Origin of the sequence: Paenibacillus sp. NPDC056933, from assembly GCF_042674385.1 — a bacterium.
Classification (GTDB): Bacteria; Bacillota; Bacilli; order Paenibacillales; family Paenibacillaceae; genus Paenibacillus.
In genome coordinates this window covers 860,050-885,344 of the sequence record NZ_JBHUQN010000001.1, presented here as the reverse complement: position 1 = coordinate 885,344, position 25,295 = coordinate 860,050, and the positions used below count along the sequence as shown (strand labels likewise).

General features: G+C 40.8%; 27 protein-coding genes. 6 read left to right on the top strand and 21 right to left on the bottom strand.

From position 1 onward, the window contains the following. Nucleotides 1–127: 127 nt before the first annotated feature. From ACFTRD_RS03960 to ACFTRD_RS03950, 3 genes are all read right to left on the bottom strand, one after another. A complete protein-coding gene (locus tag ACFTRD_RS03960; RefSeq protein ID WP_379377830.1) occupies nucleotides 128–517 on the bottom strand; it encodes a hypothetical protein in 390 nt (129 codons plus the stop codon). 64 nt (nucleotides 518–581) lie between these two features. Then, on the bottom strand, nucleotides 582–953 hold the full coding sequence (locus ACFTRD_RS03955; RefSeq protein WP_379377829.1) for an NUDIX domain-containing protein: 372 nt from the start codon (nucleotides 951–953) through the stop codon (nucleotides 582–584). A 137-nt stretch (nucleotides 954–1,090) separates the two neighbouring features. Next, nucleotides 1,091–1,477 (bottom strand): winged helix-turn-helix transcriptional regulator, encoded by a 387-nt coding sequence (locus tag ACFTRD_RS03950; protein WP_379377828.1) that lies wholly within the window; start codon nucleotides 1,475–1,477, stop codon nucleotides 1,091–1,093. A 246-nt stretch (nucleotides 1,478–1,723) separates the two neighbouring features. Here ACFTRD_RS03950 and ACFTRD_RS03945 point away from each other — a divergent pair, with 246 nt between their 5' ends. Next, on the top strand, nucleotides 1,724–2,311 hold the full coding sequence (locus tag ACFTRD_RS03945) for an NAD(P)H oxidoreductase (protein WP_379377827.1): 588 nt from the start codon (nucleotides 1,724–1,726) through the stop codon (nucleotides 2,309–2,311). A 96-nt stretch (nucleotides 2,312–2,407) separates the two neighbouring features. On the opposite strand, the gene ACFTRD_RS03940 is transcribed toward ACFTRD_RS03945, so the two are convergent. The 5 genes from ACFTRD_RS03940 to ACFTRD_RS03920 all read right to left on the bottom strand — a co-directional run bounded on the left by ACFTRD_RS03940 (nucleotide 2,408) and on the right by ACFTRD_RS03920 (nucleotide 5,943). Further along, nucleotides 2,408–3,049: a FusB/FusC family EF-G-binding protein gene (locus tag ACFTRD_RS03940; protein WP_379377826.1), complete on the bottom strand. Its 642-nt coding sequence runs from the start codon at nucleotides 3,047–3,049 to the stop codon at nucleotides 2,408–2,410. A 298-nt stretch (nucleotides 3,050–3,347) separates the two neighbouring features. Further along, a complete protein-coding gene (locus ACFTRD_RS03935; RefSeq protein ID WP_379377825.1) occupies nucleotides 3,348–3,725 on the bottom strand; it encodes a retropepsin-like aspartic protease in 378 nt (125 codons plus the stop codon). Beyond that, entirely contained in the window at nucleotides 3,726–3,968 is a 243-nt protein-coding gene (locus tag ACFTRD_RS03930; RefSeq protein WP_379377824.1) for a hypothetical protein, read from the bottom strand. Nucleotides 3,969–4,196: 228 nt separating this feature from the next. Continuing rightward, nucleotides 4,197–5,069: a carbohydrate ABC transporter permease gene (locus ACFTRD_RS03925; protein ID WP_264930476.1), complete on the bottom strand. Its 873-nt coding sequence runs from the start codon at nucleotides 5,067–5,069 to the stop codon at nucleotides 4,197–4,199. 16 nt (nucleotides 5,070–5,085) lie between these two features. Further along, nucleotides 5,086–5,943, bottom strand: a complete 858-nt coding sequence (locus ACFTRD_RS03920) for an ABC transporter permease (protein WP_177185780.1) — start codon at nucleotides 5,941–5,943, stop codon at nucleotides 5,086–5,088. Between the two features lie 275 nt (nucleotides 5,944–6,218). Here ACFTRD_RS03920 and ACFTRD_RS03915 point away from each other — a divergent pair, with 275 nt between their 5' ends. The 3 genes from ACFTRD_RS03915 to ACFTRD_RS03905 all read left to right on the top strand — a co-directional run bounded on the left by ACFTRD_RS03915 (nucleotide 6,219) and on the right by ACFTRD_RS03905 (nucleotide 11,684). Continuing rightward, on the top strand, nucleotides 6,219–8,030 hold the full coding sequence (locus tag ACFTRD_RS03915) for a sensor histidine kinase (RefSeq protein WP_379377823.1): 1,812 nt from the start codon (nucleotides 6,219–6,221) through the stop codon (nucleotides 8,028–8,030). A 229-nt stretch (nucleotides 8,031–8,259) separates the two neighbouring features. Further along, the gene (locus ACFTRD_RS03910) at nucleotides 8,260–9,870 is read left to right on the top strand and encodes a response regulator transcription factor (protein WP_379377822.1); all 1,611 of its coding nucleotides are present in this window, start codon (nucleotides 8,260–8,262) and stop codon (nucleotides 9,868–9,870) included. A 134-nt stretch (nucleotides 9,871–10,004) separates the two neighbouring features. Continuing rightward, entirely contained in the window at nucleotides 10,005–11,684 is a 1,680-nt protein-coding gene (locus ACFTRD_RS03905; RefSeq protein WP_379377821.1) for a type 2 periplasmic-binding domain-containing protein, read from the top strand. A 105-nt stretch (nucleotides 11,685–11,789) separates the two neighbouring features. Here ACFTRD_RS03905 and ACFTRD_RS03900 read toward each other — a convergent pair whose 3' ends face one another. The 3 genes from ACFTRD_RS03900 to ACFTRD_RS03890 form a co-directional block, all read right to left on the bottom strand. Then, nucleotides 11,790–12,389, bottom strand: coding sequence for a hypothetical protein (locus ACFTRD_RS03900; RefSeq protein WP_379377820.1), 600 nt, complete (start codon nucleotides 12,387–12,389; stop codon nucleotides 11,790–11,792). A gap of 282 nt (nucleotides 12,390–12,671) precedes the next feature. Then, complete coding sequence (locus ACFTRD_RS03895) at nucleotides 12,672–12,974, bottom strand: hypothetical protein (RefSeq protein WP_379377819.1); 303 nt, start codon at nucleotides 12,972–12,974, stop codon at nucleotides 12,672–12,674. 34 nt (nucleotides 12,975–13,008) lie between these two features. Further along, nucleotides 13,009–13,194, bottom strand: a complete 186-nt coding sequence (locus ACFTRD_RS03890; protein WP_379377818.1) for an aspartyl-phosphate phosphatase Spo0E family protein — start codon at nucleotides 13,192–13,194, stop codon at nucleotides 13,009–13,011. 164 nt (nucleotides 13,195–13,358) lie between these two features. On the opposite strand from ACFTRD_RS03890, the gene ACFTRD_RS03885 reads away from it, so the two are divergent. Then, the gene (locus tag ACFTRD_RS03885) at nucleotides 13,359–13,613 is read left to right on the top strand and encodes a helix-turn-helix domain-containing protein (protein ID WP_379377817.1); all 255 of its coding nucleotides are present in this window, start codon (nucleotides 13,359–13,361) and stop codon (nucleotides 13,611–13,613) included. Nucleotides 13,614–14,052: 439 nt separating this feature from the next. Then, nucleotides 14,053–15,009, top strand: a complete 957-nt coding sequence (locus ACFTRD_RS03880) for an IS30 family transposase (protein ID WP_379377816.1) — start codon at nucleotides 14,053–14,055, stop codon at nucleotides 15,007–15,009. A gap of 467 nt (nucleotides 15,010–15,476) precedes the next feature. On the opposite strand, the gene ACFTRD_RS03875 is transcribed toward ACFTRD_RS03880, so the two are convergent. From ACFTRD_RS03875 to ACFTRD_RS03830, 10 genes are all read right to left on the bottom strand, one after another. Beyond that, nucleotides 15,477–16,316: a hypothetical protein gene (locus ACFTRD_RS03875; RefSeq protein WP_379377815.1), complete on the bottom strand. Its 840-nt coding sequence runs from the start codon at nucleotides 16,314–16,316 to the stop codon at nucleotides 15,477–15,479. A 159-nt stretch (nucleotides 16,317–16,475) separates the two neighbouring features. Beyond that, complete coding sequence (locus ACFTRD_RS03870; protein ID WP_379377814.1) at nucleotides 16,476–17,060, bottom strand: hypothetical protein; 585 nt, start codon at nucleotides 17,058–17,060, stop codon at nucleotides 16,476–16,478. A 261-nt stretch (nucleotides 17,061–17,321) separates the two neighbouring features. Further along, nucleotides 17,322–18,704, bottom strand: coding sequence for a hypothetical protein (locus tag ACFTRD_RS03865; protein WP_379377813.1), 1,383 nt, complete (start codon nucleotides 18,702–18,704; stop codon nucleotides 17,322–17,324). Between the two features lie 206 nt (nucleotides 18,705–18,910). Beyond that, nucleotides 18,911–19,903, bottom strand: a complete 993-nt coding sequence (locus ACFTRD_RS03860; protein WP_379377812.1) for a hypothetical protein — start codon at nucleotides 19,901–19,903, stop codon at nucleotides 18,911–18,913. A 233-nt stretch (nucleotides 19,904–20,136) separates the two neighbouring features. Continuing rightward, nucleotides 20,137–20,724, bottom strand: a complete 588-nt coding sequence (locus ACFTRD_RS03855) for an RES family NAD+ phosphorylase (protein ID WP_379377811.1) — start codon at nucleotides 20,722–20,724, stop codon at nucleotides 20,137–20,139. 234 nt (nucleotides 20,725–20,958) lie between these two features. After that, nucleotides 20,959–21,456, bottom strand: a complete 498-nt coding sequence (locus ACFTRD_RS03850; protein ID WP_379377810.1) for a hypothetical protein — start codon at nucleotides 21,454–21,456, stop codon at nucleotides 20,959–20,961. Between the two features lie 147 nt (nucleotides 21,457–21,603). After that, entirely contained in the window at nucleotides 21,604–22,380 is a 777-nt protein-coding gene (locus tag ACFTRD_RS03845) for a hypothetical protein (protein ID WP_379377809.1), read from the bottom strand. A gap of 150 nt (nucleotides 22,381–22,530) precedes the next feature. Further along, nucleotides 22,531–23,343 (bottom strand): DUF6602 domain-containing protein, encoded by an 813-nt coding sequence (locus tag ACFTRD_RS03840; RefSeq protein ID WP_379377808.1) that lies wholly within the window; start codon nucleotides 23,341–23,343, stop codon nucleotides 22,531–22,533. 229 nt (nucleotides 23,344–23,572) lie between these two features. Continuing rightward, the gene (locus ACFTRD_RS03835) at nucleotides 23,573–24,316 is read right to left on the bottom strand and encodes a barstar family protein (RefSeq protein ID WP_379377807.1); all 744 of its coding nucleotides are present in this window, start codon (nucleotides 24,314–24,316) and stop codon (nucleotides 23,573–23,575) included. Nucleotides 24,317–24,602: 286 nt separating this feature from the next. Then, nucleotides 24,603–25,160, bottom strand: coding sequence for a DEAD/DEAH box helicase family protein (locus tag ACFTRD_RS03830; protein WP_326087871.1), 558 nt, complete (start codon nucleotides 25,158–25,160; stop codon nucleotides 24,603–24,605). Between the last annotated feature and the right edge of the window lie 135 nt (nucleotides 25,161–25,295).

The window sequence follows — 25,295 nt, the reverse complement described above, 5'->3', positions numbered from 1 at the left end:
GACATTTAGAATCTACTTTGCTATTGAAGCATAGACTTTTTTAATTTGTGACGAAAATTTAGCTGCACCTGGGATTCGTGTGCGTTTAAAATAAGAACGGTTCCTTATATTCAACAGACGTAATGGTCTACGCCAAGGTTTGAAAAAATTTGTATTTTACTTCTTTGTCGTTTTGCGCCGCCCATTCATGTACAGCTTCTACGCCTGCGGACTCCTGACCTCGTTGAAAATAAAAACACAGATCCATCGGCACTAACCGCTTACCATAGAGTTTGATGCCGATCCGTCTGTAATTCATATAAATACATTCAATCTGAGATGCATCATATTTTTGGTGTTTCGTAGAAATCACATGGTCGCTTTCCAGCGTAATACTGGGTTTAGTGAAAAATAAACGCCAGATCAGGAAAACGATATAACCCAGAATAAAGGTCCATATAACGATCAGGGAGTACTTCAGAATACCATTTTTATCGTAAATACCATCCCTCAAAAGTATAGCTTCAATGACCAACATACATAGTAGGCTCAACAATGCTCTTGGATAAATCGTCTTGTATGTGATGAGTTCCACCTCCTAATCATTTTTCTCCATTAATCCGCAGCCACTTGGAAGGAGACTTCTTGGCAAAATGCTTTTCAACAAAATCCAAAATGTCATCGATTCCGGGCAATGCTGCATTTTCCTTGGCTTCGTCAAACGTCATCCATTGATACTCGGTATGTTCATGATTTAACCGGACAAGCTGGCTTTCATCCACATATCCTACGAACACGGGAGCGGTATAGATATAATCCTCCTTAGGTGAATAATATTGTTCGAATTGATTGGCAGAATACAACCGTACTTCCCTAATGCCTGTTTCCTCGTGAACTTCTCTGAGTGCAGCTTCCCATGCCTTCTCGCCCTGCTCTATACCGCCGCCAACATAACACCACTCATTATGCAACATGCGACCAGCCCGTTTTAGCATTAGTACAAGGTATTGATCGAGGATCTTCTTCACAGAACTACAGCCACGCCTTCACAACGAATGGGGACTGCCTGTTTCACGTGCTCTGCACCATTCAATTTCTCGTGCCCCTCTCTTCAACTTTCCTGAGAATCGAAGTCCTCCAAAACTTTAAACTTATCCCCGTGGATTTTATCCAGATGCTCTTCTCCCCAATAGCATAGATGATCCAGGGCAGGCTTGAGTCCCCAGCCGTAGTCTGTTAACTCATACTCCACTTTGGGAGGAACCTCGGAATATACCTTGCGCTGCACAATCTCGTCCTTTTCAAGACCTCTGAGCTGAGTTGTCAGCATCTTCTGTGTAATGTCCGGTATCAATCTTCGAAGCTCCGACGTGCGTTTCCGTCCTGTCATCAAATGATAAATAATCAAAGGCTTCCACTTCCCACCCATCACTTCCAAGGCCGCTTCCACGCCTACTCTATATTTCTTTGGAGCACTCGTTTCTCCATGTTCCGTCATTTTTGAACCCCTCCATAATCAGGCTGTATCCAAGGTAAAAACATAAACTTCTTGCTGCTCTTTTTCCATTATTCAAGCCCATTTCGGGGCAGCCATTTAGGGTACTTTAATGTTCCTATAGCACTTTATTCTTCTTATAGAACATCAAAGTGCGTACTTCCAGATGTTTTCATACCTGTTTATAATAGCATCAGCCATTGATTTATGGCTACAAGACCGTAATCCAGAAAGGTAGTGAACGTTAAGATGAACGTACTCGTTGTAGTATCCCACCCGCGTAAAGATTCCTTGACCTTCCAGGTAGCTGAACGTTTTGCAAAAGGGCTTACTGAGGCTGGTCACGGTTATGAGATATTGGATTTGCATGGGATTGGATTCGACCCAATTCTTCGTGAGATGGATGAACCAGACTATACCCAAGAAAATCAAGTGTTCTCACCTGAGGTTGAAACCGAGATGGAACGATTGAAGAAGCACGATGCTGTGGCTTTTGTTTTTCCTCTCTGGTGGTGGCATCTGCCAGCCATGTTGAAAGGTTATGTGGATCGAGTCATGAACAACGGGTTTGCATATGGCACGAATAAACTTCCTCATCAGCAAATATTGTGGATCTCTCTTTCGGGGGTGACGGAAGAACAGATGCACAAGCGCAACTATGGGGAATCGATTGCCAATCTGCTCAATGTAGGTATTGCCGATTACTGCGGCGTGTCCCAATCCAGAGTTGAGTTTTTATATGAAACGTTGGAATCCAAGCCTGAGCATTATGAGGCATTGCTGAACCATGCGCATAACCTGGGACTGAATTATGCCAACGATCCTTCGACGCTATAAAGGCATTGTAGCGCTACATTGATATGACGCCTCGACTACGCTTGAACGCGGCAAAAAAGGTCGCTCCGAAGAGCGACCCTGTCTGTGTGTCCGGCATTATTTTACTGTCGAGAGAAGAAACTTCTCCAACATAGTGATGTCGGTAATGCTATGGTTGCAAGCTGTGTTATCCATGCATACATATTGGGCAACAGAAGAAATGTTATCCGGCGTATGGCTCTTGGTCTTCACGTTGAAGAATCCGAGCTCCTGATGGCGATGACAGAACATGCAGTACCCTTTCTTGTTCGTAGCTGTAAGTCGTCCCTCAATACCGAGGTATTTGCCTTCGTGCGGGTACACAATGAACAAGCGATTGGTCGCAATGTCGGTCCATCTCAAGTAGGTTGTACGTGCATAATCGATGGATTCGAGATCAGGTACTTTGAGCTTCTTCGCCTTCGGATACAGCTTCTGAATCTGCTTCGCGGATACTTGTGGAAACGGAATCAGATAGGCTTCCAGCTGGTTTAGATACGTCTGCAACTCATGTATCGTCTCATACGTGGATAACTGCTCCAGCAATTGCTTTTGTTCAGGCGTCAGTTCATTGAAGATGCCTACCGCATTCGTGCCGACCGTATAACGGACGGTTTCCAATACTTTGGGATCAACAACCGAGCGTAGCGTTTTGAGCAGGAAATCAGCTTGTTTATGAATATAATTAAATTGATGATTGTGAATAAATGGTGTTTGCATGGCTTTCAGCCCCTTATTTTTATTAGTAAAATAAAGTAAGGTGCAAAGCCTGCGGGTTGAACCATGATGTTGATGTTGATTCCAGGGCAAACGATCTCATTTTGTCGCGCCCTACACAAAGTCCGCCCCTATTCAGGCTTTGCGTAAGGCTTTCTAGCGAACGAGCAATCCGGCATCATCCATATTGCCACGTCATAACCCCCAATGCGATAGATATACCGGAATTATAACAGGGTAGCATAGCGTAGGCAACGGGCTTCGTTCCAGTTTTCAATTCAAAAATAGCTTTGTTCTACATTTATAAATGATAAAGTCTAAAGTTCTCTAGATCTATATTGAATTTGCCTTCTTTAAGTATATCTAGTCCTAATAAACCGTTAATATTATGATATTTAAATGAAGTAAAATCTATCGGAATATCCTTTAAAACAAAATCTCCCACCTGTATTCCCTCGATCCGCTTGCTAAAAGCATGTTCCTTACCGCCAATTCCGTAGCTTGTTATGATCTCATCCTCTACCCCAACTTTAATGCCAATATCGTCTACTTCACCCTGAGAAATCAAGGTATGACTTGCTCCCGTATCAATGACTATGTTATTGATCCTTTTTCTCTTACCGTTAAAAAGGATGGTTAGTTCAGTGAATAACAGTCCCTCTCTATATTCAATGTTCATTTATAATTTTCTCCTTAAACCTACATTCTTCCGTACTCTAACGATGACTTGATCTTTGGAAGTATGATAGACCAAGGTCTTATCCCGGCTATTCAGCAATTCTTGGGTTGCTTTTTCATCGCTTACAGGACCGATCACAGCTACCTCATCTATAACTTCTTGATTCTCTGTCTCTTCAGAATGAAGGATTTCAAACTTCACAAATTGATTCGGGAACATCTGTTGGACTTCTTCCCATTTCATAGTCATACCTCCTATCGTTTGATGATATTATACCACTTAGTAAACACGCACCAATCATCGAAATTTCATCTGTCCTTTAATCATTATTGAAAAATAGAATAATATCCAATTCAATGTAGATAGAGAACACAAAAAAAGAGCCACCTCCCTGGCCTTCCCCAGTTCAGCAACTCCTTTTTCATAATACATTCATTTAAGTTAAGCAACACATGTTTACACTTACGTTCCCTACTCTTTAACAGCACCAACCACGATCCCAGTTACAAAGTACCGTTGCAGGAACGGATACACAAGCAGGATCGGCAGTGCGCTAATAAAGATCTGCGAAGCCCGAATCGTCCGTTGAGACAGGTTCTTAACGGCTTCCGGATCAAGCTTCGACATATCCGCTTGCACGATAATCGTCTGCATGAATGTCGCGAGTGGCAGCTTTTCCGCATCACGGATGTAGATAATCCCGTCAAAGTATGCGTTCCAATGCCCCACCATCATGAACAGCGAAACCGTTGCAATAACAGGTACGGAGACCGGCAGATAGATTTTGATAAACGTCTGGAAATGTCCTGCGCCATCGATAAATGCAGCTTCCTCCAGATCCTTCGGAACGGTACGGAAGAAATTGAGCAACAGAATGATGTTGAACACCGCAACCAATCCCGGCAAAATCAAGGCCAACAACGTGTTCATCAGCCCCAGCTTCAGGATCAGGATATACCCCGGAATGAGGCCACCGCTAAACAGCATCGTGATGACAAAATACCACAGGTAGATGTTACGTGCGCGGAACACCCGTGTCTCTTTGGAGAGCGCATAGGCTGCAATCGTATTAACGATTAACGCAAGTCCTGTACCGAGTACGGTCCGCTCCACGGATACCCATAAGGAGGAGAGGAAGTTCGTATTGGCAAATGTTTTTGCATACGCCTCCAGTGTAAATCCAATCGGCCAGAACGTGACGAGACCAGCATTCGCAGGTGCAGATGCGCTAAGGGATACCATGAGCAAGTGATACAAAGGCAGCAAGCAGAGCAGTGAAAGAATGGTCAGGAACACATTGTTGAATATGCTGAATATGCGGTAAGGCATCGTTTTATGATACATTCGTTCGTCCTCCTTTCTAGAAAATTCGGTATCCGGCGAATCGGTAAGCCAGTCGGTACGAGATCACAATCAGGATCAGGCTAATGACCGATTTGAACAGATTCACGGCGGTAGCGAAACTGAACTGCCCACTCAGCAGACCTTCTCTATATACAAACGTATCAATAATATCTCCTTGCTGATAAATCAATGGACTGTACAAGTTAAAGATCTGGTCAAAGTTCGCGTTAAGCACATTACCCAGTGCCAGGGTTGCGATTACGATCCCAATCGGAATAAGTGCCGGGATGGTAATATACATCGTTTGCTTCCAGCGTCCTGCGCCGTCCACTTCAGCTGCTTCATACAGCGCCGGATTAATACCGGATAGTGCCGCGAGGAAGATGATCGTGTTGAATCCAAACTCTTTCCAGACATCACTCGCAATAATCGTGAATCGGAACCAGCTGCCATCCCCCAGGAAGAAGATCGGCTTGATGCCGAATACGGATACCAGGAACTGATTGACAATACCCGTCTGGGCCAGAATGTCGATCAGAATGCCTGATAACGTTACCCATGATAAAAAGTGTGGTAGATACACAAGCGTTTGAATCGTTCTTTTCAGCGCCATCTTCCGTACCTCATTGAGTAATAAGGCGAAGATAAACGGAATGATCAGGTTCATGACGATCTTGGAACAGGCAAAAAACAGCGTATTCCACGTAATTTGCAGGAAGTAATCATTTTCCCACATGTATCTGAAATGCTTCAGTCCGACCCATTCGGAATCGAAAAATCCCAGTGCAGGTTTATAATCCTGAAATGCCATTAAAATCCCGGACATCGGGATGTATGAAAATATAAAGACCATAATGGCCGCCGGCAACACCATGAAGTGCAGAATCCATGGCTGTTTATAGCGTTTTTTTCTCTTTTGTTCCAGCTTGTTCCCAACGTTTGCCTGCGGGACCCGCTTACCCTCCAATTTAGCCTCCATAGCACTGCTCCTGTTCCCAAAAAAAGTTTTTGTGTGTGATGGGGTTCTCTGATATAAATAGTATCAAGCCATACTGAGGTCTGCTATATAACATTGTTAGGCTTGATAGTGTTTTGTTAGGGCCATCCTAGGAAGAAGTTGTTTACACACGAATTAGAAGGAGACTTTTTATGCATATATGGAAGCGCTTCATGTTTTTTCAAGGTAAAACCAGATCCCGATTCAGTCTGTTTGCCAAAATAAACTTGTTAATTGTGGTCTTATTCATCCCCATTCTGATCATGTACACCTACTCGAATAACGTCACCTATGATGTCGTCAGCAAAGAACTGCAGATCTCCAATACGAAACAGCTCACGTTTCTGTCCAGTCAGATCGACTCGCGTATCAATCAGATGATGGATTTCAGCCTGATTCTCTCCCGTGATCCCAATGTCAGAGCCTTCAACGGCCTGAACATGTGGGATGATCGATATGACCGGATGCAGACCCGTTATGTAATTCAGGAGAAGATGATGCTTCAGACGAGCGTTACCGATATATGGCCTACCCGATATGCGGTGTATTCCCAGCAGAATCAGGAGGTCATCGCGAACTACAACCGGGATACCGGCTATGATGAGGCGTATTTGAAAAAAAATATGAGCGGACAATGGACCTATGGGGACCAAAGTGCGGAATCACAGGATGAGATGAAATCCTTCTACTGGTTCTATACGGACTCCCTTGCCCAACCAGGAATGCTCACTGGAAGCAATCTGGTGATTGAAGCCAGCTTCAGCTATGAGAATATTCAGAATATGCTGGATACGTATAAAGCGGGCGGACAAGGTGATCCTTTCTTATATCACAAAGGAAATGCACCCATTCTGAATCGCAGCGCGGACAAGCAGTTATCCGCAGCACTCACTCAGTATCTGGATACGCACTCGCCAGAGGATACCACACAGGACGTGGTCGAACTGAACGGAAAGAAATATCTGGTTAGCTCCGTGAAGTCCACCTATCTGGATTGGCATCTGGTTGACGTCATCCCGCTGTATCAGATTTTGAAACCCATCTCGCTCAGTCAGAATCTGTTCTACACCTGTATGATTTTGCTACTCGTTGTGGGAATCTCGGCTTCCATCCTGCTGTACCGGAATGTCCAGTATCCGATCCAAAAGCTGATTAAAGGCTTACGCCGCGTAGAGCAGGGCGATTATTCCGTTCGACTGCATAGCAAAAACCAGAATGAATTCTCATTCCTGTTCCGCCGATTCAACGATATGTCCCATCAGATTCAGGATCTGATCGAGAATGTGTTCCATGAGAAGATTAGAGCCAGGGAAGCTACGCTGAAGCAATTACAGGCGCAGATCAATCCACATTTTCTATATAATTGTCTTGGTTATATCATCAATATGGCTCAGATGAAGGACGAACAAGCTGTGGTCTCCATGGCGCATAACCTTAGTGCCTACTACCGCTATACCACCCGTATGGAAAAAGAGACGTCTTCGCTTCAGGAAGAGATCAAACTGCTGATTAACTATCTGGACATTCAGAAGCTGCGCAATGGCCGGATTGAATATCACATTGATATCCCTGAGGATATGCTTGCCCAATCGGTGCCGAGATTAATGCTTCAACCGATGGTCGAGAATTCCGTCATACACGGTGTAGCAAAGTCCTATTCCTCCGGGGAAATCCGAATTACCGGGGAGCGTAAGAACGGTTTTGGCAGAATTTACATCGACGACGATGGGCCAGGCCTCAGCCCGGAACAGTACGAAGCGCTGAACTTGAAGATGCAGGAACCTTTACAAGAAGAAATGGGCTGCGGCCTTTGGAATACGTACCAACGAATCACACACATGTTCGGCAGTCACTCCTACCTCCTATTCGGCCCATCCCCATTAGGCGGATTCCGAACCGAGCTCATCTGGGAGATACCAAAAGAGGATACCGATTCCGATAAAGGTAATACCGATACGAATTGATATAGATACGAACGATAAGTTGACTATTTGATTTTGAACGAACCATTTACACGTGAACGCAGAGGACAGAAAAAACCTGAAGAAGCAAAGCGTTCGCCTTTATCCCCAGATTTACACATTATAAAATTCATTCAATAAATCTGGGGATAACAGCGATCGGAAGGTTATTCTGTCATCGGAGTGGCGAGTGTAAATATGCCTTAGTTCAACCACCAAGGGAGACATTATAATGCAAATGATGATCGTAGACGATGAAGCACACTGGGTCGATAACCTGTCCATGACCAAACCCTGGCATAAGCTCGGGATCGAACATGTGCATAAAGCATACTCGGCACACGAAGCACTACAAATGATCGACACCCATCCCATCGATATCGTAATCTCGGACATCCAGATGCCCGAAATGACAGGCATAGAACTGATCGAACGTATCCGCATACGGGACAAAAAAATAAAATGCATCCTGTTATCCGGCTATTCCGAATTCGATTACGCCAAAAAAGCCATCCAGTTCGAAGCCGTGGACTATCTGCTGAAGCCACCCACTGACGATGAACTAATGGGTGCTGTGCAGAAGGCCATTGATCAATTGAACAACGAATGGGAACTGGTCAGCTCACTGACACGGACCCAGTTTACGTTGCGAGAGAATCTCCCTCATTTACGAGGACGACTTCTCCTTGGGGCTTTGCAGGGACAACGAATCGCAGCAGCAGAATGGGAGCGGAAGCTCGCCAATTACGATCTACCCTTTCACACCGGGGATGCCGCATTAATGTTGGTACGGTTGGAAGAAGAATTCGGACACTATGACAGCAATGATCAGACCCTGATCGAATATGCGATCATCAACATGGCGGAAGAGATTATGGGTGAGTTTATGGAAGTGTGGGGCGTGAAGGAGGAGCACGGATATCTGGTGTTTTTGCTTCAGTTGAAAGAACGGAAAGGCGATATTGGCAAAGAAACCATGCTGGAGAAGCTGTCCATTCAGCTCCAATCCAAAGTAAAACAATTTCTGAAAGGCTCTCTCTCCATCGTTATCACCGAGTGGTTCACCTTCCCGGAACAGATTTACGATCACTTCCGTCAGGCTTCCGCCTATTTCCGACAGATCGTTGGCGACGAACGCGAATTCGTCATGCGTGTCAGCGATGTCGAGACACCTGCGGCGCAAGGTCCACTGGACGTGTTATACACCCCGCCAACGTTCATTAGTCTGTTGGAAAGCGGACAGTGGGATGCCGCCGAAGAGAAAATCCTTGCGGTCTGCGCGGAGTTGGATGAGAAATGGTCTGAATCATGGGAGCATTGCATGGAAGCAGGATTTCTTATTACGGCTTCGTTCACCAACATCGCTCATCGGAACAAACTGACTCTGACCACTTTGATGGGAAACGATGTCGAGGATTTGCAAAGTGGGGAAGTTTTCGCTACCATCAGCAAACTTCGGAAATGGTCGCTCAGCGTGCTGAGCAAACTCAAGGAAGGCACGTCCAACGAGATCAAGGACATCCGTTCCGAGTATGTGAAGAAGATTCAGGATTTTACAGATAAGAACCTGCATCTGGATGTGTCTTTGCGTGTACTGGCCGACCATGTCAATCTGCACCCGACCCACCTGTCCAAGATCTATAAGATTGAAACGGGCGAAGGCATCAGTGATTATATCTCGCGCCTGCGTATGGATCGGGCCTGTCACAAGCTGGTGACGACCACCAAAAAAGTATATGAAATCAGCAGGGAGATTGGTTATATGGACCCGGCTTATTTTATAAAAGTGTTCAAGCGTCAATTCGGCGTTACGCCGCAGGAATACAGAGACCAGCATAAATAACATGACAGAAAACCGTTCTTTTGGAACATTCACTAATAGAGTCCTATGGAAACTAACAAACTCATATAGATGCCCTCCCGCTCAAATTGGTACAGTTACATTGTAAAGATCATACACCGTAGGGGGATTGAACAATGATCAAATTCAAAACATGGTCGTCACTGCTCATGGTTATCGCGCTCATCACGATCACTGCGTGCGGCAGTGGCGAGACAGCTAGTGACAATGGTACCGATAATACGCCGGGAACTGTCGGCTCAGCTGAAGCGGAAGCTGCTTTTGCCAAAGGAAAATATGACCCACCCATCGAGTTCAGTTCGGTATTGATGCCGAAGAAATACGTGCAAGGAGATACCAAAGAAAATAACGTGCACGATCGCTGGATGCTCGAAACGCTGGGTATGAAGCATAAAGATACCTGGTATCCGGCCAATGACGATCAATACAGACAAAAGCTGCAACTGGCTATCGCCTCTGGCGAGAAGCTCCCTGATTTCGTCACCGTACCTACCAATGCGGTACTGACCAATCAACTGATCGACTCCGGTCAATTCATCGCCATCGATGAGTTGTTCGACAAGTACGCGAGTCAGACCCTGAAAGATCACGCCGCAGCACATCCTGAACTGTGGTATCCGTTCACCAAGGACGGTAAGAAATACAACATGCCGATCATGGAGTACACCGATAACGACGATACGCTGCTTTGGCTCCGCGAGGACTGGATGGAGAAGCTGAACCTGGAAGCTCCGAAAACCATCGCAGACCTTGAGAACATCATGGACAAATTCAAAAACGAGAACCCGGACGGTCTGTCTCCAGACAAAGTATTCCCACTGGCAATCTCGCTGAAAAATAACACCAACACCTGGATGGGTCAGCTCGACTGGTTGTTCGGTGCTTACGGCACAATCGAAGAGCAATGGAACAAAGACGCGAACGGCAATCTCGAGTACGGCTCCGTTAACCCAGGTGCCAAACAAGCCCTTGCCAAGCTAGCGGAATGGATGGATAAAGGTTATATCCACGCTGACTCCGCTCTGTGGGACGAAGGCAAATCTGCTGAAAGCTGGACAGCTGGCAAAGCGGGCATTCTGCCTGGCGCCAACTGGGTACCGGACTGGCCTGCACCTGACCTGCTGAAGAACGTACCTGGCTCTAAGTATAAAGCATACCCTGTTCCAGCTGGCCCAGACGGCAAGATCGGTACGAAGTGGCAGAACTCTGGTGTCAACGCAAGTATCATGATCAACAAAGATGCGAAGCATCCAGAAGCCATCTTCCTGTACTACAACTACTTGCTCGATAACCTGGCTAACCCGAAAGCGGGCAGTGAGTATGAATACGGCTTCGCCAAAGGTTACGACTGGGATATCATTGACGGACAACCGACCAGTGACAAAGAGAAGATCAAAGACTTCTCCAACGAATTCCCTTTCCTGACCGGCCCAGCACGTATCCCGGATCTGTACATGAAAACACTCGTGAAGTTGGCCAACGGCGAGAAGCCTGAGACACCTTACGAGAAACAAATGGCTGAATTCCGTAAACCGGAAAACTGGTATGCTGGTAAAGTCGTTATGTCCCAGATCGACGTCCGTAAACAAAACTACTTTACTGGCGCTGCAACACCAACCATGGTATCCAAATGGAACCTGCTCCGCCAGTCCGAGATGGAAACCTTCAACAAAATCATCTACGGCAATCTGCCAATTGATGCCTTTGACCAATTCGTCGCCAACTGGAAATCCAATGGCGGAGATCAGATCACGCAAGAAGTAAATGATTGGTTTAAGTCGGTGAGTGCGAAGTAAGAATTGAAGAAGTAACATGGGTCAAAATAAAAGAATAAAAAAACAAGCCGAAGCGTTCATTACCATCGCTTCGGCTTGTTTTCTAAATCAAGTTAACCCAGCACTTTAAAATACAGGAACTTCAACAGAATCCGTACCCATAACCCTTTTTCCATTTTTTTCTTCTGATCCGACCTCAATACCAATCTTTAATGACTCAGAGGGGGACACCCCATTTTTATCCGGACTTAATTCGATCACAATCGTTCCAGTACCTCCGCCATTTGCTGTGTAATTTCGTTCTCTCCCAATTTCAATCATCGTGCGCCATGAAGAGTCATCAGAAGAATTCATCCAGGTGGATACATACTCAGCGGGCTTTAACTTCGATTGATGTTCAGGGTAACTGCTGGTGATATTGGAGACACTCCATTGATCAGGGATATAATATGCAACACCACCCCAGTCAGCGGGGTCAATCTCTACATGTGCTACTATTTTTATATGATCAATTTGCTTCTTCTTACCCTCAACAAATATCGATCCTTCTGTCATTGTCTTTAAATTCGTTGATTTGGCATCCAGATCAAAGTTTTTGACTTGAATGATATTGCCATTAACCACTGACTCATTGGCTTCATTTTTGTTGGTATTCAAAAAAAGCAGAATAAACACAATCGAAATAAACATAAAAAGCAAGATAAAGTATTTAGATCTTTTTTTCATATAACCATACCTCACTTCTGCCTTTGTTTCTTAAAGCTTAACACATAATTAGCGCCCTCCTTTCCTTATCAGCTCCTCCCAAGCCTTTGCAGAATTAATTCATGGTGTGCAACTGTATACATATATAACGTTACAATCTGCATAGAAGTAATAATTTGGAATTTAGAATTTGTAAAAGTAGAGCATTAAACCGGAGCCGAAGCGATAGATTCACGCTTCGGCTCCGGTTTTTAAGTTAAGATCGAGGTAGTTTCCCCTGATTTATGGGTTCACCTTAGTGGATCAAGCCTCTGTATCGCTCTCCTCTGGCATCGACTGACCCAGCAAGGATACTATAAGCTGAATGCCATCTCGTAGTCCCTGCATATACAACCGCTCATTTTCTATGCCTTTGCTGACAATATAACGATTCTCCCACTCGATATATTCAGGTGTCTGCTCGACATCCTTACCTGCAAACAAAACTTCAAACGCTTCATCTGTTCCCCCACGTACTCGACTCAGTTCAGGATCATGTTCGATCCGGGCAGTCACCTCATCCAGCCTTGCTTGAATCGCTCGTTGCATCCACGGTGGAAAATCCATAGTTTCTCCTCCCCTACGCATTATGTACCTCACCTCATCGTCCAACTCGGTTACGTCTCGCCTTCATTTCACTAACTCGGGCCACCAGTTCATCCACCCTTCGGCTCTGCTCCTGAACCTCGGGATTGTCCCACAACGGAATCGCTTGCTTCAAGGATGCCTCTCCAAGCTGATTAAGCTTGCGCCGTTCCTCTTCCAATAAGTCAAGCAACCGGCTCATACATCCACCTCTCTGATGGGTCTATACTGCGTCATATCTTGGTAATGCTAGACGTGAGCAGTCAATTTTAATGCGAATATCGGTTTATTTTATTTTAATTCGATATCCGCATTAAAACAACCATTATTTCTCATACAATTTGGTTGAAATGAGAGGTGTACATAATGAAGCATAGACAAGAACCACCTGGTGACAAAAACATCATCGGCTCCCAAGTCGTAGCTATTCGTAAAAGTAAGGGCATCAAACAAAGAGAATTCCTCGCCAGATTGCAAACACTGGGTCTTGATATCAGTCAGACCAGTCTTTCACGATTGGAGGGTCAATATCGTCTTGTTCAAGATTATGAAGTGGTGATGATTGCAAAGGCTTTGGAGGTTTCTGTGGGGTATTTGCTTGGGGAAGAAACTGAAAAGTGAGAAACTAGACTAAGGCCACCTTTTAACGTCACCAGATTACTTACGCTTCTGATGAAATGGAATGTTAATATACCGTCTTGACCATCACTAACAATTTATTTTATTAAATTTACCTTTATATCAAATTCAGACTACTGCTAAATTATTTTATTCGTTTCCAAACAAACACTTCTTCTCCCCGATTCTATTCTTAGAGCAAACAGCAACAAAAAAAAAACCGAAGGGCGCTAATCATACTTTAAGTTCAGCTCAGATAATTGAACTTGTATTGCTTGATTTTTAACATTAAAAGCCGATCCGACGCTAGGTGAAGTTTAACTATTAGACGGATTGTAATATGAAGTGCGACACCTACTGGAAATAAATAAAAAAAGGGCCCATGGCCGGATTCGTGTAGAATGAAGGTTCCTACACCACATTCACACAAGGAGAATCCACCATGAGCTACACTCATCTTAGCATAATCGAATGCAGCAAGCTAGAAATCCTCCATCAGCAAGGTCAAAGTTTGAGAGCCATCGCAAAAGAATTAGGAAGACATCCTTCCACGATTTGTCGTGAATTGGACCGTGCTACTTCATCGCAACCTTATCGTACAGCGCAGGCTCAGAACGCTTATAAGGAGCGTCGTAAAGCTTCTGTCTCACCTGGTAAATGGTCCGAAGTCATAGCTATTTCCTTGGAGGAAAAACTGCAGGCAACGTGGTCTCCGGAGCAGATCACGGAACGTTTCCGCATCCAAGGCCTGCCGTCGGTCTCCTTTAAAACCATCTATCGTTGGCTCTATGCCGGACGTCTGGTTCGAGGCGTGTTACAGGTCCTTCGGCACAAAGGGAAGCGTCAGAAACCCACAGAAACTCGCGGTAAATTCGCTATCGGCAGATCGATTTCGGATCGCCCCAAAGAGGTTCGTTCCCGAGAAACGTTTGGGCACTGGGAACTGGATACCGTCGTATCGGGTCGTGGGAAAAGTAAAGGATGCGTAGCCACGCTCATTGAACGCAAAACCCGGCTGTATACCGCCATTCTCATGCCTGATCGTACCGCTTTGTCCATGGAAATTGCGCTTGGTGTAGCCATCTCCCAGTACCCTAAAGGTACCTTCCTTACAGCCACGGCTGACAGAGGCAAGGAATTTGCTTGCTATGCAAACCTGGAAGACACACATGGCTTTCACGTCTATTTTGCTGACCCGTATTCTTCCTGGCAACGCGGTTCCAACGAAAATGGGAATGGACTACTGCGGGAGTTTCATCCCAAGGGTACCGATTTCGCTCAAGTAGAGGATGAAGATCTCGGCCACTCACTGGATCTGATTAACCACAGACCACGAAAATGCTTGGGTTGGAGAACCGCTCACGAATCTTTCACAGAGGAACTGTCGCACTTGGTTTGACAATCTGTCATTAATAATTATGGGCGTTGGCATAACCATATTAATTGTTGTTGACACATCTGTTTTACAAGACCAAGGTGACTATACAAACAAAATAATTATTGAGAAGTTAAATAGCATTGAAGAAAAACTCACAACAATTGAGAACGTTCATTCTGGACAGATTCGATCATTAAAATCTTCTATAAAAAGTTTGAAGAATGGAAGGCTTAAAAATTAATCGTTTTTTCTTCAATTGGATTCATCCCTCCTACTCTGGGCGCACTCGGTTCCGAGTTTTCTTCATTGATCTGATGAAATCTTCAATCCCTTCAGAAGTTGCGCTTAACGTTATTGCATTCACGACGTCGCTCTCCCTAAGATAACTATTATCTTAGGGGGTCGATGTCCGCAGCTCTCTCTTCCTCGAAACAACTTCTGCGGACCGAGGGCAGTATGGCCCGATGCTGAATGTTGTGTTAGGCGAGTTACTTTCTCTCCAACTTTAGCTCTTTAATCTGATACTCGGAATCGCATAGAACGGTTATTGTTTTCTCAATAATTCCGTAAATCTTAAATTCGCAAATAATTTCACTTTCTTGGTTATAAAAATCAATTAAGATAAGATCTTTGTGGTCTTCGACTATTCTGTCAGCAATATTTCTTCTGAGTTGTTTAAATCTCATACTGTCTACAAACGTAGCTTTAATATTTTCAAGCTCAATACCAAACCTATTTGTAAAAAGTCCCTTTAGAATGTCCCATGTTATACCGGAACTGGCTGCCCCACCAATAAACAGTAAAATCTCTTCAAATCCTCCGGACGCCCCACCGTCAAACCGAGATTTCTGATGTCGAATCGTCTTAAAACTCATGTTTTGAGACGATAATAGTTGCGTTAAATCTTCTGCTACTCCCCAACCCCCACCTTCGTGTGCTTTAATTACAAAACCATCTTCATCCAGTATCTTATCTAGTAATTCAAAATTGCTTGGCCTTGTTGCTGCATCCAATCGCTTCAAAACCTGAAAGAACGATTCACATTTTCCTATTACTTTATTAATGATTTGTTCGTCTTCCTCACTCAAGTCCATTGAGTGAAAAATTAAGTTTGTTTGAATATAATAATTTTCTTCTACTACGTTGGTGTTAAAGTTTAACCAGTCACCTTTAGCTTGAATAATTTCGATATGTAAATCATTAATTGTTTTTTCAGTTACCAACACATCTGCTATTTCAAAAGCTTTTAGGTGTGTAACTTCGGTTTTATAGTCATCAGAATTCCAGTCCATTTTTTCTAAATACAATCCAAAAAATAAATTGGACATTTTATCTCCCCCAAGCTAAAAAGTAATTTCGCCTAACGTTCCTGTATTCACGACACCCAACGAATGCTGGGTGTGTCTGCGATCCTGCTTCCACGAAATTCATCCAGCAGACCAAGGCTCCGAAGGAGCCGCTGCTTGAATATTATCTTATCTGATGTTCTAACGCTTCTTTGCGATTCCTTCAAATTGTGATTTCTTATTTTTGAATTTTTCCTTAATTCTTTTTATAAACTCTGGTCTTAAAAAAGAAATTGCACCTAGATGTTCATACACCATATATGGAGTTTTGCCTATTTCTTCTGATTGATAACGAATAAAATGTTCATAAAATTCATTAATGAAAATTTCAACATCAATCAATGCAAAATTATTATCAAGCAAGTCAATTATTTTCCTATTATTCTTCACAACTTGTTCGATGTATTGGTTCTTTAGCTCAATAACTAATTCAGTATCTTCTCTTAATCTTTGTCTTGTAACAGGATCATCACTGTACTTCTGATCAATATACTCCACTTTATAAGCATCGTCTAACTTCTTCTCAATCTCAAATAATTTACTACTTTGCAAAGTCAAATAATATAGAGGGCCATATAGCTTTTCTAATTGTTGTTCAATATACTTTGAAGATCTTTCTTTTGTTTCAGCTATGCTAGAGCGAACCCAATTAATAATTGCACTTACCGTTCCTCCGCCAACAAAGCTAACTATTAAACCTAGAATTGCAATCTGACTTTGAGTCATTTAAGCACTCCTTACTGTTAGAATTTCAGATAACGTTGGTGTATTCACGAACCCACACTGGCTTATGGGGCCTAAGCCCATGTCCGACGAACTTACCCAGTGCAGGGTTGTCTTCGGAGTTCACTCCTCCATAATGCCTCTTGCAGACCAAGGACCGTCAGACACGCCGCGTGAATACGATGTTAGCTGGAGTCATTTACTTCCTGAACTACTTCAAATCTCGCATAAAAAGAGTGTTCCAAAATGGAACACTCAAAATCACTAAACAGAGAAAAAGTACTCTTTAAATTGAGAAAAATTATTCTTTGGTCCTCTATAATCACTTGGTGATTTCGGAACAATGAAGGAATACCGATCATCCATCTGATAAACTAATTTATAATGCTTGCCACTTTCTTCAACATCAAAACCGAGTCTCTTTAATTCTTTCTTATCCTGTTTGTTTAGTCCTCTATCAGATACTAATATTTGCTTGATTGATTTCAAAAATTCGTCTTTATTATTAGTTCTATTATTAGAAGAGAGTATAGATTCTATTACATTTTTCATTCTCATCGAACAAGATCCACTACTAATCTTCTCTTGCAATAAATCCAATATAAATTCTAATTGTTCGTTCTTAAATAACTCCCTCTCCTCTCCTTTAATAAGAAGTGTAGATTTATTTGAGAAATCATGATCGGTTAAAATTTCAACTTGTTGTGTTAAATACTCATTTTCAGATTCTAGCGTATCTACCCTGTCCTTTAGTATTTTAATCTCATTGAATGTGTATTCCATGAATTCTGTCATTTCTGTATTATTTTTTCTATATTCATCCAATCTTTTCTTATATTTAATATCTTGAATATAGGACCATCTGCATTCTTTCAGTAAGGTTCTACTGCTTAATGTTTTTTGTACAAATAAGCGCAGCTTTAATATATGATCAACGTTTTCGTTACTATAATAATAGTTCCGGGAACCACCAGGCCAATATATACCTACACTACCATTGTAAGAATTCAATCCATTAGTACTTTCTTTCAAAATATTTGATACAGTAGATTCTGTTTCATAATATACATGTGCAAAACCAGATAGCCACTTAGCCAGTTCAGCAGGATTAATTAAATACTCGCCAGAAAAATATTTACTAATAAATACAACAGGCAACTTATTTTTCTTTTCATTTTTTATAATTGACACTAGTTCATGATAGTTATTAACACCAACTGCTTTAGGTTCCTTTTGCACCAATATGTCGTCATCAAATATGGGTGGGGTTTTTTCCATAAGCAATTTAACAATGTGAGGTCTTGTTGGCATTTTACTGTATGTACTTACATTAAAGTCTGCCTTTGATGTGATGATTGATACCACAAAATTAACTGATGTCTTAAACCCGATAACATCAGTTCTCCACTCACAATCAGAATCCTTCTTTGTATGTCTCACACCGCAATGAGTGCCTTCACTCCCTAAAATACATGCAAATTCAAGTGTCTCATTCTCGCTGACATATTTAAGTCCATCTTCAATCTTAACTGAATCAAGCTTCAAACTAGTATGCGGACTTTTCTCCATCCACTCTCTGCATAAAGATAAAAAATCTTCCGCACTTGTTTCATCAGAAAGACTTAAAATTGTATTAAAACCAATCACATAATCACTCCCATTGAACTATATACATAATTCAAGTATATATCATTCGAATCATTTTCGGGACTTTTTTCTTGTTTATTTGCAATAATTTTAGCTAACGTTCCTGTATTCACGACTTTTGGCGTAGCCGGATGTCTGCTGAGATATCACTTTGATATTCTACAGTAGACCAAGGATCCGTAAGGAGCCGAAGCTTGAATATTATGTTATACGAAGAATCGGTCATCCTTGACTCCACTATCAAATACTAAATCAAGAAAATAATTCTCCATTTCTTTATCTTCTTTATCAAAAATATCATTTTTTGCGGTCAATAATTTTCTCATTACTTGATCTAGTCCTTTGGATACATCTTCTAGTTCTTCACTTTTGCCCTTCAAGCTTGATCCATGAACTATCGTCGACCTAACATCATAAGTTTTCTTAATAAGATTAAAGTACTTTCTTTTTTCAGATTCATTATCTCCCAACATTAATGCGACTCTTTCAGCAATTCTATAATTCATTTCGGTCTTTGCAGTTGAAAACAAACATTCTAATGCCGTACAATAGTAGACTATCTTCATAGGAAGAGTAGAACTACCTCTAGCAGATAAAACAAAATAATATGCTCGTTCCATTCTTGTTGATTTTTTATTTTTAAAAAATATTTCATCAGTTGGGGTTTTATAATCAAACTCTTTATCAAATATATTTTTCTCTTTTGCGTTATCTAAGAATTTCTCAATAGCTATATCTAGTTCACTCCGGGTATACAAAGTTTCATCATCATATAAAGTAGAATTACTGAAAATTGCTGATAAAGAAGCCTTATAAGTAAATCCATCCTCAATAATGTCGTCATATGCAACCAGAAAACCGTCTCTGACATAAATATTATTATCTTTTACTTCCCAAAGTTCCGTAAGAAAACTTTGAACAATTCTTAATAAGTAAAACGTAAGACTACTGCCTAGTTTATCCATCTCTTCTTTAGTTTTTATGTTCTCTAGCTCACTTGTAACATAACAATAAACTTTTCCTTCGAATTCATTTATTGAATGAATTCCAACAGTATATTTCATTAAATCGGAATTAAACAATTCGTTTAGTATTTCTTTTCTATTAGAAAAGCGAGCCCCTGGAAAAAACCTAACGCCTTTATTCCTAATACTATCAAACTTCAAATTGTGCATAATTGTTATAAACTTATACTTCAAATTAGTCTCTCCTTAAAATTTTCTCTTTCATTTTTTGTCTTTATAGTTCTGATCTTTTGTATAACGTTCCTGTATTCATGAAACCCGGAGGGGTTGTCTGCTGAAATGCCTCCCCGAAATCCATCTGGCAGACCAAGGCTCCGAAAGGAGCCGCAGCGTGAATATTATGTTATCGGATGTAATCAACTTTATCGAGTCTACTTAAAAATCAGCTCTTATCTTAGCTATAAAATTTAATCAGCTCTATAATTTATTGCTTTTATAGTAACTTCTTCGATCCTTCTAACTTGTAATTTAGTAGGCTCAAAAAAGGCTAGATTAATCCCTCCAAAATGTAGAGCACTTCCATACCTTAATCCGTCTAATCCTTTACTTTTGAACCATTCAGCTATATATTGTGTGGGTATATAATCCAACTCTTTAGTTTCAGGTCTAACAGGTTTCGAAAATTCCTCGCTTATTACCTTACGATGACTGTGTTCTGCTGAAAGTTCTTGTTGCGAAGGTAATAAATCTACTACCTTTAATGTTTCTAATGCAGTGCATTCAGCTATTGTGATACTTGCATTTAGCCATGGTTGGACTTCTGCAATGACAGTTTTCTTAGCTTCTGCTACATAGAGATAAGAAATACCTTTTGGATTTACCCTACCATAAGAAGCTTTTCCGTCAGGCGGAGCTCCTAAATCCTTATCCTCATTAAACGGACTCAATCCATTAACCCTTGCTCTATAAAATTTTTGACCTTTCGTCACTTCATATGTTTTTGTTACAAGACTGGAAAGATAATGTTTGATAAAATCATGATCCTGATCGATCAAAAACCTATTATTTTTGAATAGTTCCGTAAATTGAGAATACTTGTTCAGAGCATCATCATTATTGGATACTTATATTTCCATCTCTCATTTCTCCTTCTATTACGCTTGTAGTTCTGAGGATAACGTTCCTGTATTCACGACCCAACGAATATTGGGTGTCCGGCTTATGCCGGACCGAGGACGAATGTCCGATGCGTGAATATTATGTTATGTGATGTCAGCTTCTTCTTTGAATTACTTAGAAGGCTTTCTTGATCGCTTTGCCATGCTTTTGAACTCTTCGTACTTCTCTTTAACAGATTTGATTCTACTTTCTACTACATAGGGAGCATCATCTGAAAAATTGGGTAGTTTCTCATTTATGTAATCGTATAATAATCTTTTCTCAGCACTTGTTGGAATTATCGGAGCAACAGGTATGGGTAATGGCTTGTCTTCCACTTCTGCTCCTTCAAGCAAATCAACCATCCCAAAAGAAAGGAAATTATGAATAGCTCTTTTTCTATCCTCTTCTGTCTGTTTATAATTCCCCTGAGAATCCAAATGGAATCTATCAAATTCCACCATAAGTAGTTTATGTGGCTTCCTATCTTTATTCCTGTAATATAAAATCACTTCAAGTACGTCCTCGCCTGCTAATCGAGGAACAGATTTATATTTATGATCTTTAGGCCGAGCAATCTTCACAACTTTGCCTTCACGCGATATAAATAAGTATCTACTTTGGATCATCTATCTCACTCTTTCTCTCTCTTATTTAAGCTGATTTCACATAACGTTCCTGTATTCACGACTAGCACATGCTGAGTGTCTGGCAAATGCCAGACCAAGGGCGTATGCCCGCAGCGTGAATATTATGTTAGGTGAAGTGAATTTGATTTAAAATATAGTCTTTGTTATCCTTCTTACTCCAGAAATTAAATCTGTTACTTCTTCTTTAAGTGGTTCTCGCTCTTTATTATGATCACATAAATTTCTGATATCTCCCAAATGTTGAATGAAGCGCCAAGTAGGAACCTCAAAGATTTCATTGTTTTTCAGTAGATCATTGAAATCTCCAATTCCAGGATTTTTTTTATTTATCTTTATATCATGATTATTTGCCACTTGCTTCAAATGCTTTTCTAAAATCACTCCCGCAATAGCACCTGCACCTCGAATAAATCCTTTCTTATTTAATTCTTCAGCAGTTTCAAGTTCATCATCAAAAAAATCTGCTTGAATAATTTGTTTAATATCAAATAGTGAGCTAGAAAACTTTCTCTCGACCGATTTCAGAATATTTCTTTGTTGTTCAAATTTTGGAACAGCAGCCTTTTCATCAGTTCTCACTTCAGTTCCTCTTGTAGTTCTTAGCCCAATCATATAGTCGGATATTGTATACGTGAGAAAATCTATCTCTTTCCGTTTTTCATTCTTGTAGAGAGATGAAAAATCTAATAAACGATCTGGCAAAAGCAACTTAATTACTGCTAGCGATTCTGAATACCATACTTCATATTCAGACTTAAATCGGGGTAAACTCATTGCTTCAAGTTTTTTCTTTGCTTTTGGTTCTACAACGTTTAATTCATTGATCAAGCTGTAATAAAGAAGATCCGACTTAGCAATTAACTGTTTTAAATCATCTTCAAACTTAGAAATATTAGTATTCATATTATATCCCTTCTTTCACAATATTTGAGTATATTTCGCCTAACGTTCCTGTATTCACGCCCCGACGCATGTCAGGTGTCCGGCGAATGCCGGGCCAAGGAAGAATGTCCGCAACGTGAATATATTGTTAGGCGATTTTCTTGGTTATTTTTATAGTACCTTAAACTTTTCAGAATAAATTTTATGAACTTCTTTGCCTTCTGGAAGAGGATAATAAACATCTTTATAATGCGATTCTAAAGGATCACTATAATTTCCAAGTTGTCTACGTAAAATAAACTCCTGTAAATTAGATAAAAAATAAGATATACCTAACCCACTTGGTAATTTATAAAAACTATATTCTGCAAAGAATTCATCATATTCTTTTTTAAACGGCCATAATTTAATAAATCTTCCATCTCCTAAGCAAATATTATTGACACAAACTTTTAAATTTTTCGGAACAATTTCATTAAAGTGATCACGTTGTACAATTTTATTATCAAAAAATTTTTTCAAATAACTTTGATAAGTTTGGTCTTTTCTTTTAACTTCGCTATACGCAAAAATGCCATTAAATATTGAAATGTTGCGTCCATTAGAAATAATAAGGCCGTTATCATTAGCTTTATCAACTATTTTTAATAAATTGTGAGGTTCTACAGAACTTTTAACTTCGATAATGCCTATCACATTTTCTGGAGTTGTGACAATAAAATCTCCCTCTGAAAAAATAGGTGGTATATTATTTTCATAAATAATGAGATCTATCTGTTTGGTTATACAATTTTTGTTCCTTACAAATCCAGTTCCTACAGAGAGGTTTTTGGGAAGAATCCTTTTTAAATAATTCATTAATATGATTTCCTTATATCGCCCTTCTTCTGCCCAATTAGCATCGTCAATAAGGTGACGAACACGTAACTCATGTGCTTTAAATTCCTTGGCGATTGACTTTTGATATTCTAAGTAGTTAGGCATTTTTTCTACTTATACCTCCGAGTTTCTATTTTAATGTTTCAAACATATTTGATTTCAAGAATTTCACCTAACGTTTCTGTATTCATGAACCCCACAGGGGTTGTCTGCTGAAATGCTTCTCCGCATTCCTTCAAGCAGACCAAGGCTCCATCGGAGCCGCAGCGTGAATATTATGTTATAAGATGTCGGTGTCTTCTTCGATTAACTTTCAAAAAATCATTTTTTTGTTTTAAAGTTTGATTGTAACATTATGTTCGTTAAGCAATTCTAAAATATTCTCAATTATTTCGCATTTATCAGCAAATCCATTGATTTCAATCGTAAAAGGTGGTTTCACACCAAAGCCTCCACACAAGCAATCTGACAAGCTGTCCAGGCATCCGCCGAAATAACCTCCAGGGCCATTGATGGATTCACCCAGCGCAAAATAAAAAGAAATCTTATCTGTGATATGTCGACCATCAACATAATACGTTTGATTAGTTATGTCCTGAATATTACTGGAGATTTTACAACAATTATCGCGATTTCTGATTATCTCCATCCAGATCTCGCGCTGGTGGTTAGTAAATTGAGACCAAATATTTTTTTGTTTTAACTCTCTACCAAGATCCCAGAGTCTTAGAATTTCCATAGAAAGAGCAATTGGAAGATAACCAGCAATATTAACATCTCGCCCATCTTTTAAATCTGAAGAGGTAAATACTTTCTGAGTATTCAATACAAAATAATAATTACCTATCTTATTACCACAATGATCTAAAATAAGTATGTATAAATTACTTATGGGATACTTTCGGTTTGAGCAAATCTGTTTAAAGTCAGCGCTGAAATGAAAATTAATAAAACTGAGATCGTAGTAATCCTCATCCGCAGTTTCACTAATGTTCGTTTCTAATAATCCAGCAATATTATCGCAATGTCCGATAATTAAACTGCCATCCTCGACGAATAGACTATATTTGTAATTCATAGATTTACTCCTATGTATTTGCATTAATTATGGGTTTACTCTTTGCGCCGATTTCAGATAACGTTCATGTGTTCACGACGTCCCACCGACTTAAGGCTCCGCCAGGAGCCGGCCGCGATGCGGTTAGTCGGTGCGGATGTGTCCGGCTGATTCCGCTTCCTTGCAACTGCCAAATACTTCTCCGAACCCTCTTCTAACTTCTGCCGGACCGAGGGCCGAATGGACCGATGCTTGAACATGGTGTTATAAGATGTTGGTGCCTTCTTGAATTACTTACACACGCACTTTATAGATGAAATCTATCCTTAATAATTCTTGCGACTTCATCTGCACTTAAATTTGTATTATCAATTCTCAAATAGTTTTCTCTTGTAATTTCTCCTTTATGGGAGTTGAGTCTATGTTTTTCCGCCGTGTTGATCAAGTCCATTTCAGATTGTTCAACATTTCTTTTTGTTGGTTTTTGATCAAGTCTAAAGGCCGTTGTATTTCGTATTACTCTTTCTTCTATATTTGCCTCTAATTCAACAAAATAGATTTGAGCACCTTTCGATTCAAAAATTTCACACGTTTGTTTAACAAATTCCCAGTCTGCTTCTAGATCAAATCCCCATACGTAAGTAAAAATAAGCCCATATTGATTGCTATTTGAGAACGATTCAAAAAGCTCTCTTCTTACGATACTAGATAGTCTCCAAGTTTCGCTACTGAAACCAAAGAAGGGGTAGAACAACTCAATCGACATGTGATTGTGAAACAATTTCAATTCGGTTATTTTCGTTAATTCATGACCAACCGTCATCTTACCGACAGCCTGGGGTCCAAATAACAATATGAACTTAATAGAAATCACTCCTGCTCTTAAGATCTTGCGCCAATTTCTTATAACATCTAATCTATGTACTTCGTAAATACCACACATCCTGCCAGATATCTGAACTACGTATATGATAACCTATGGGGTGATATTTGCGAAGGA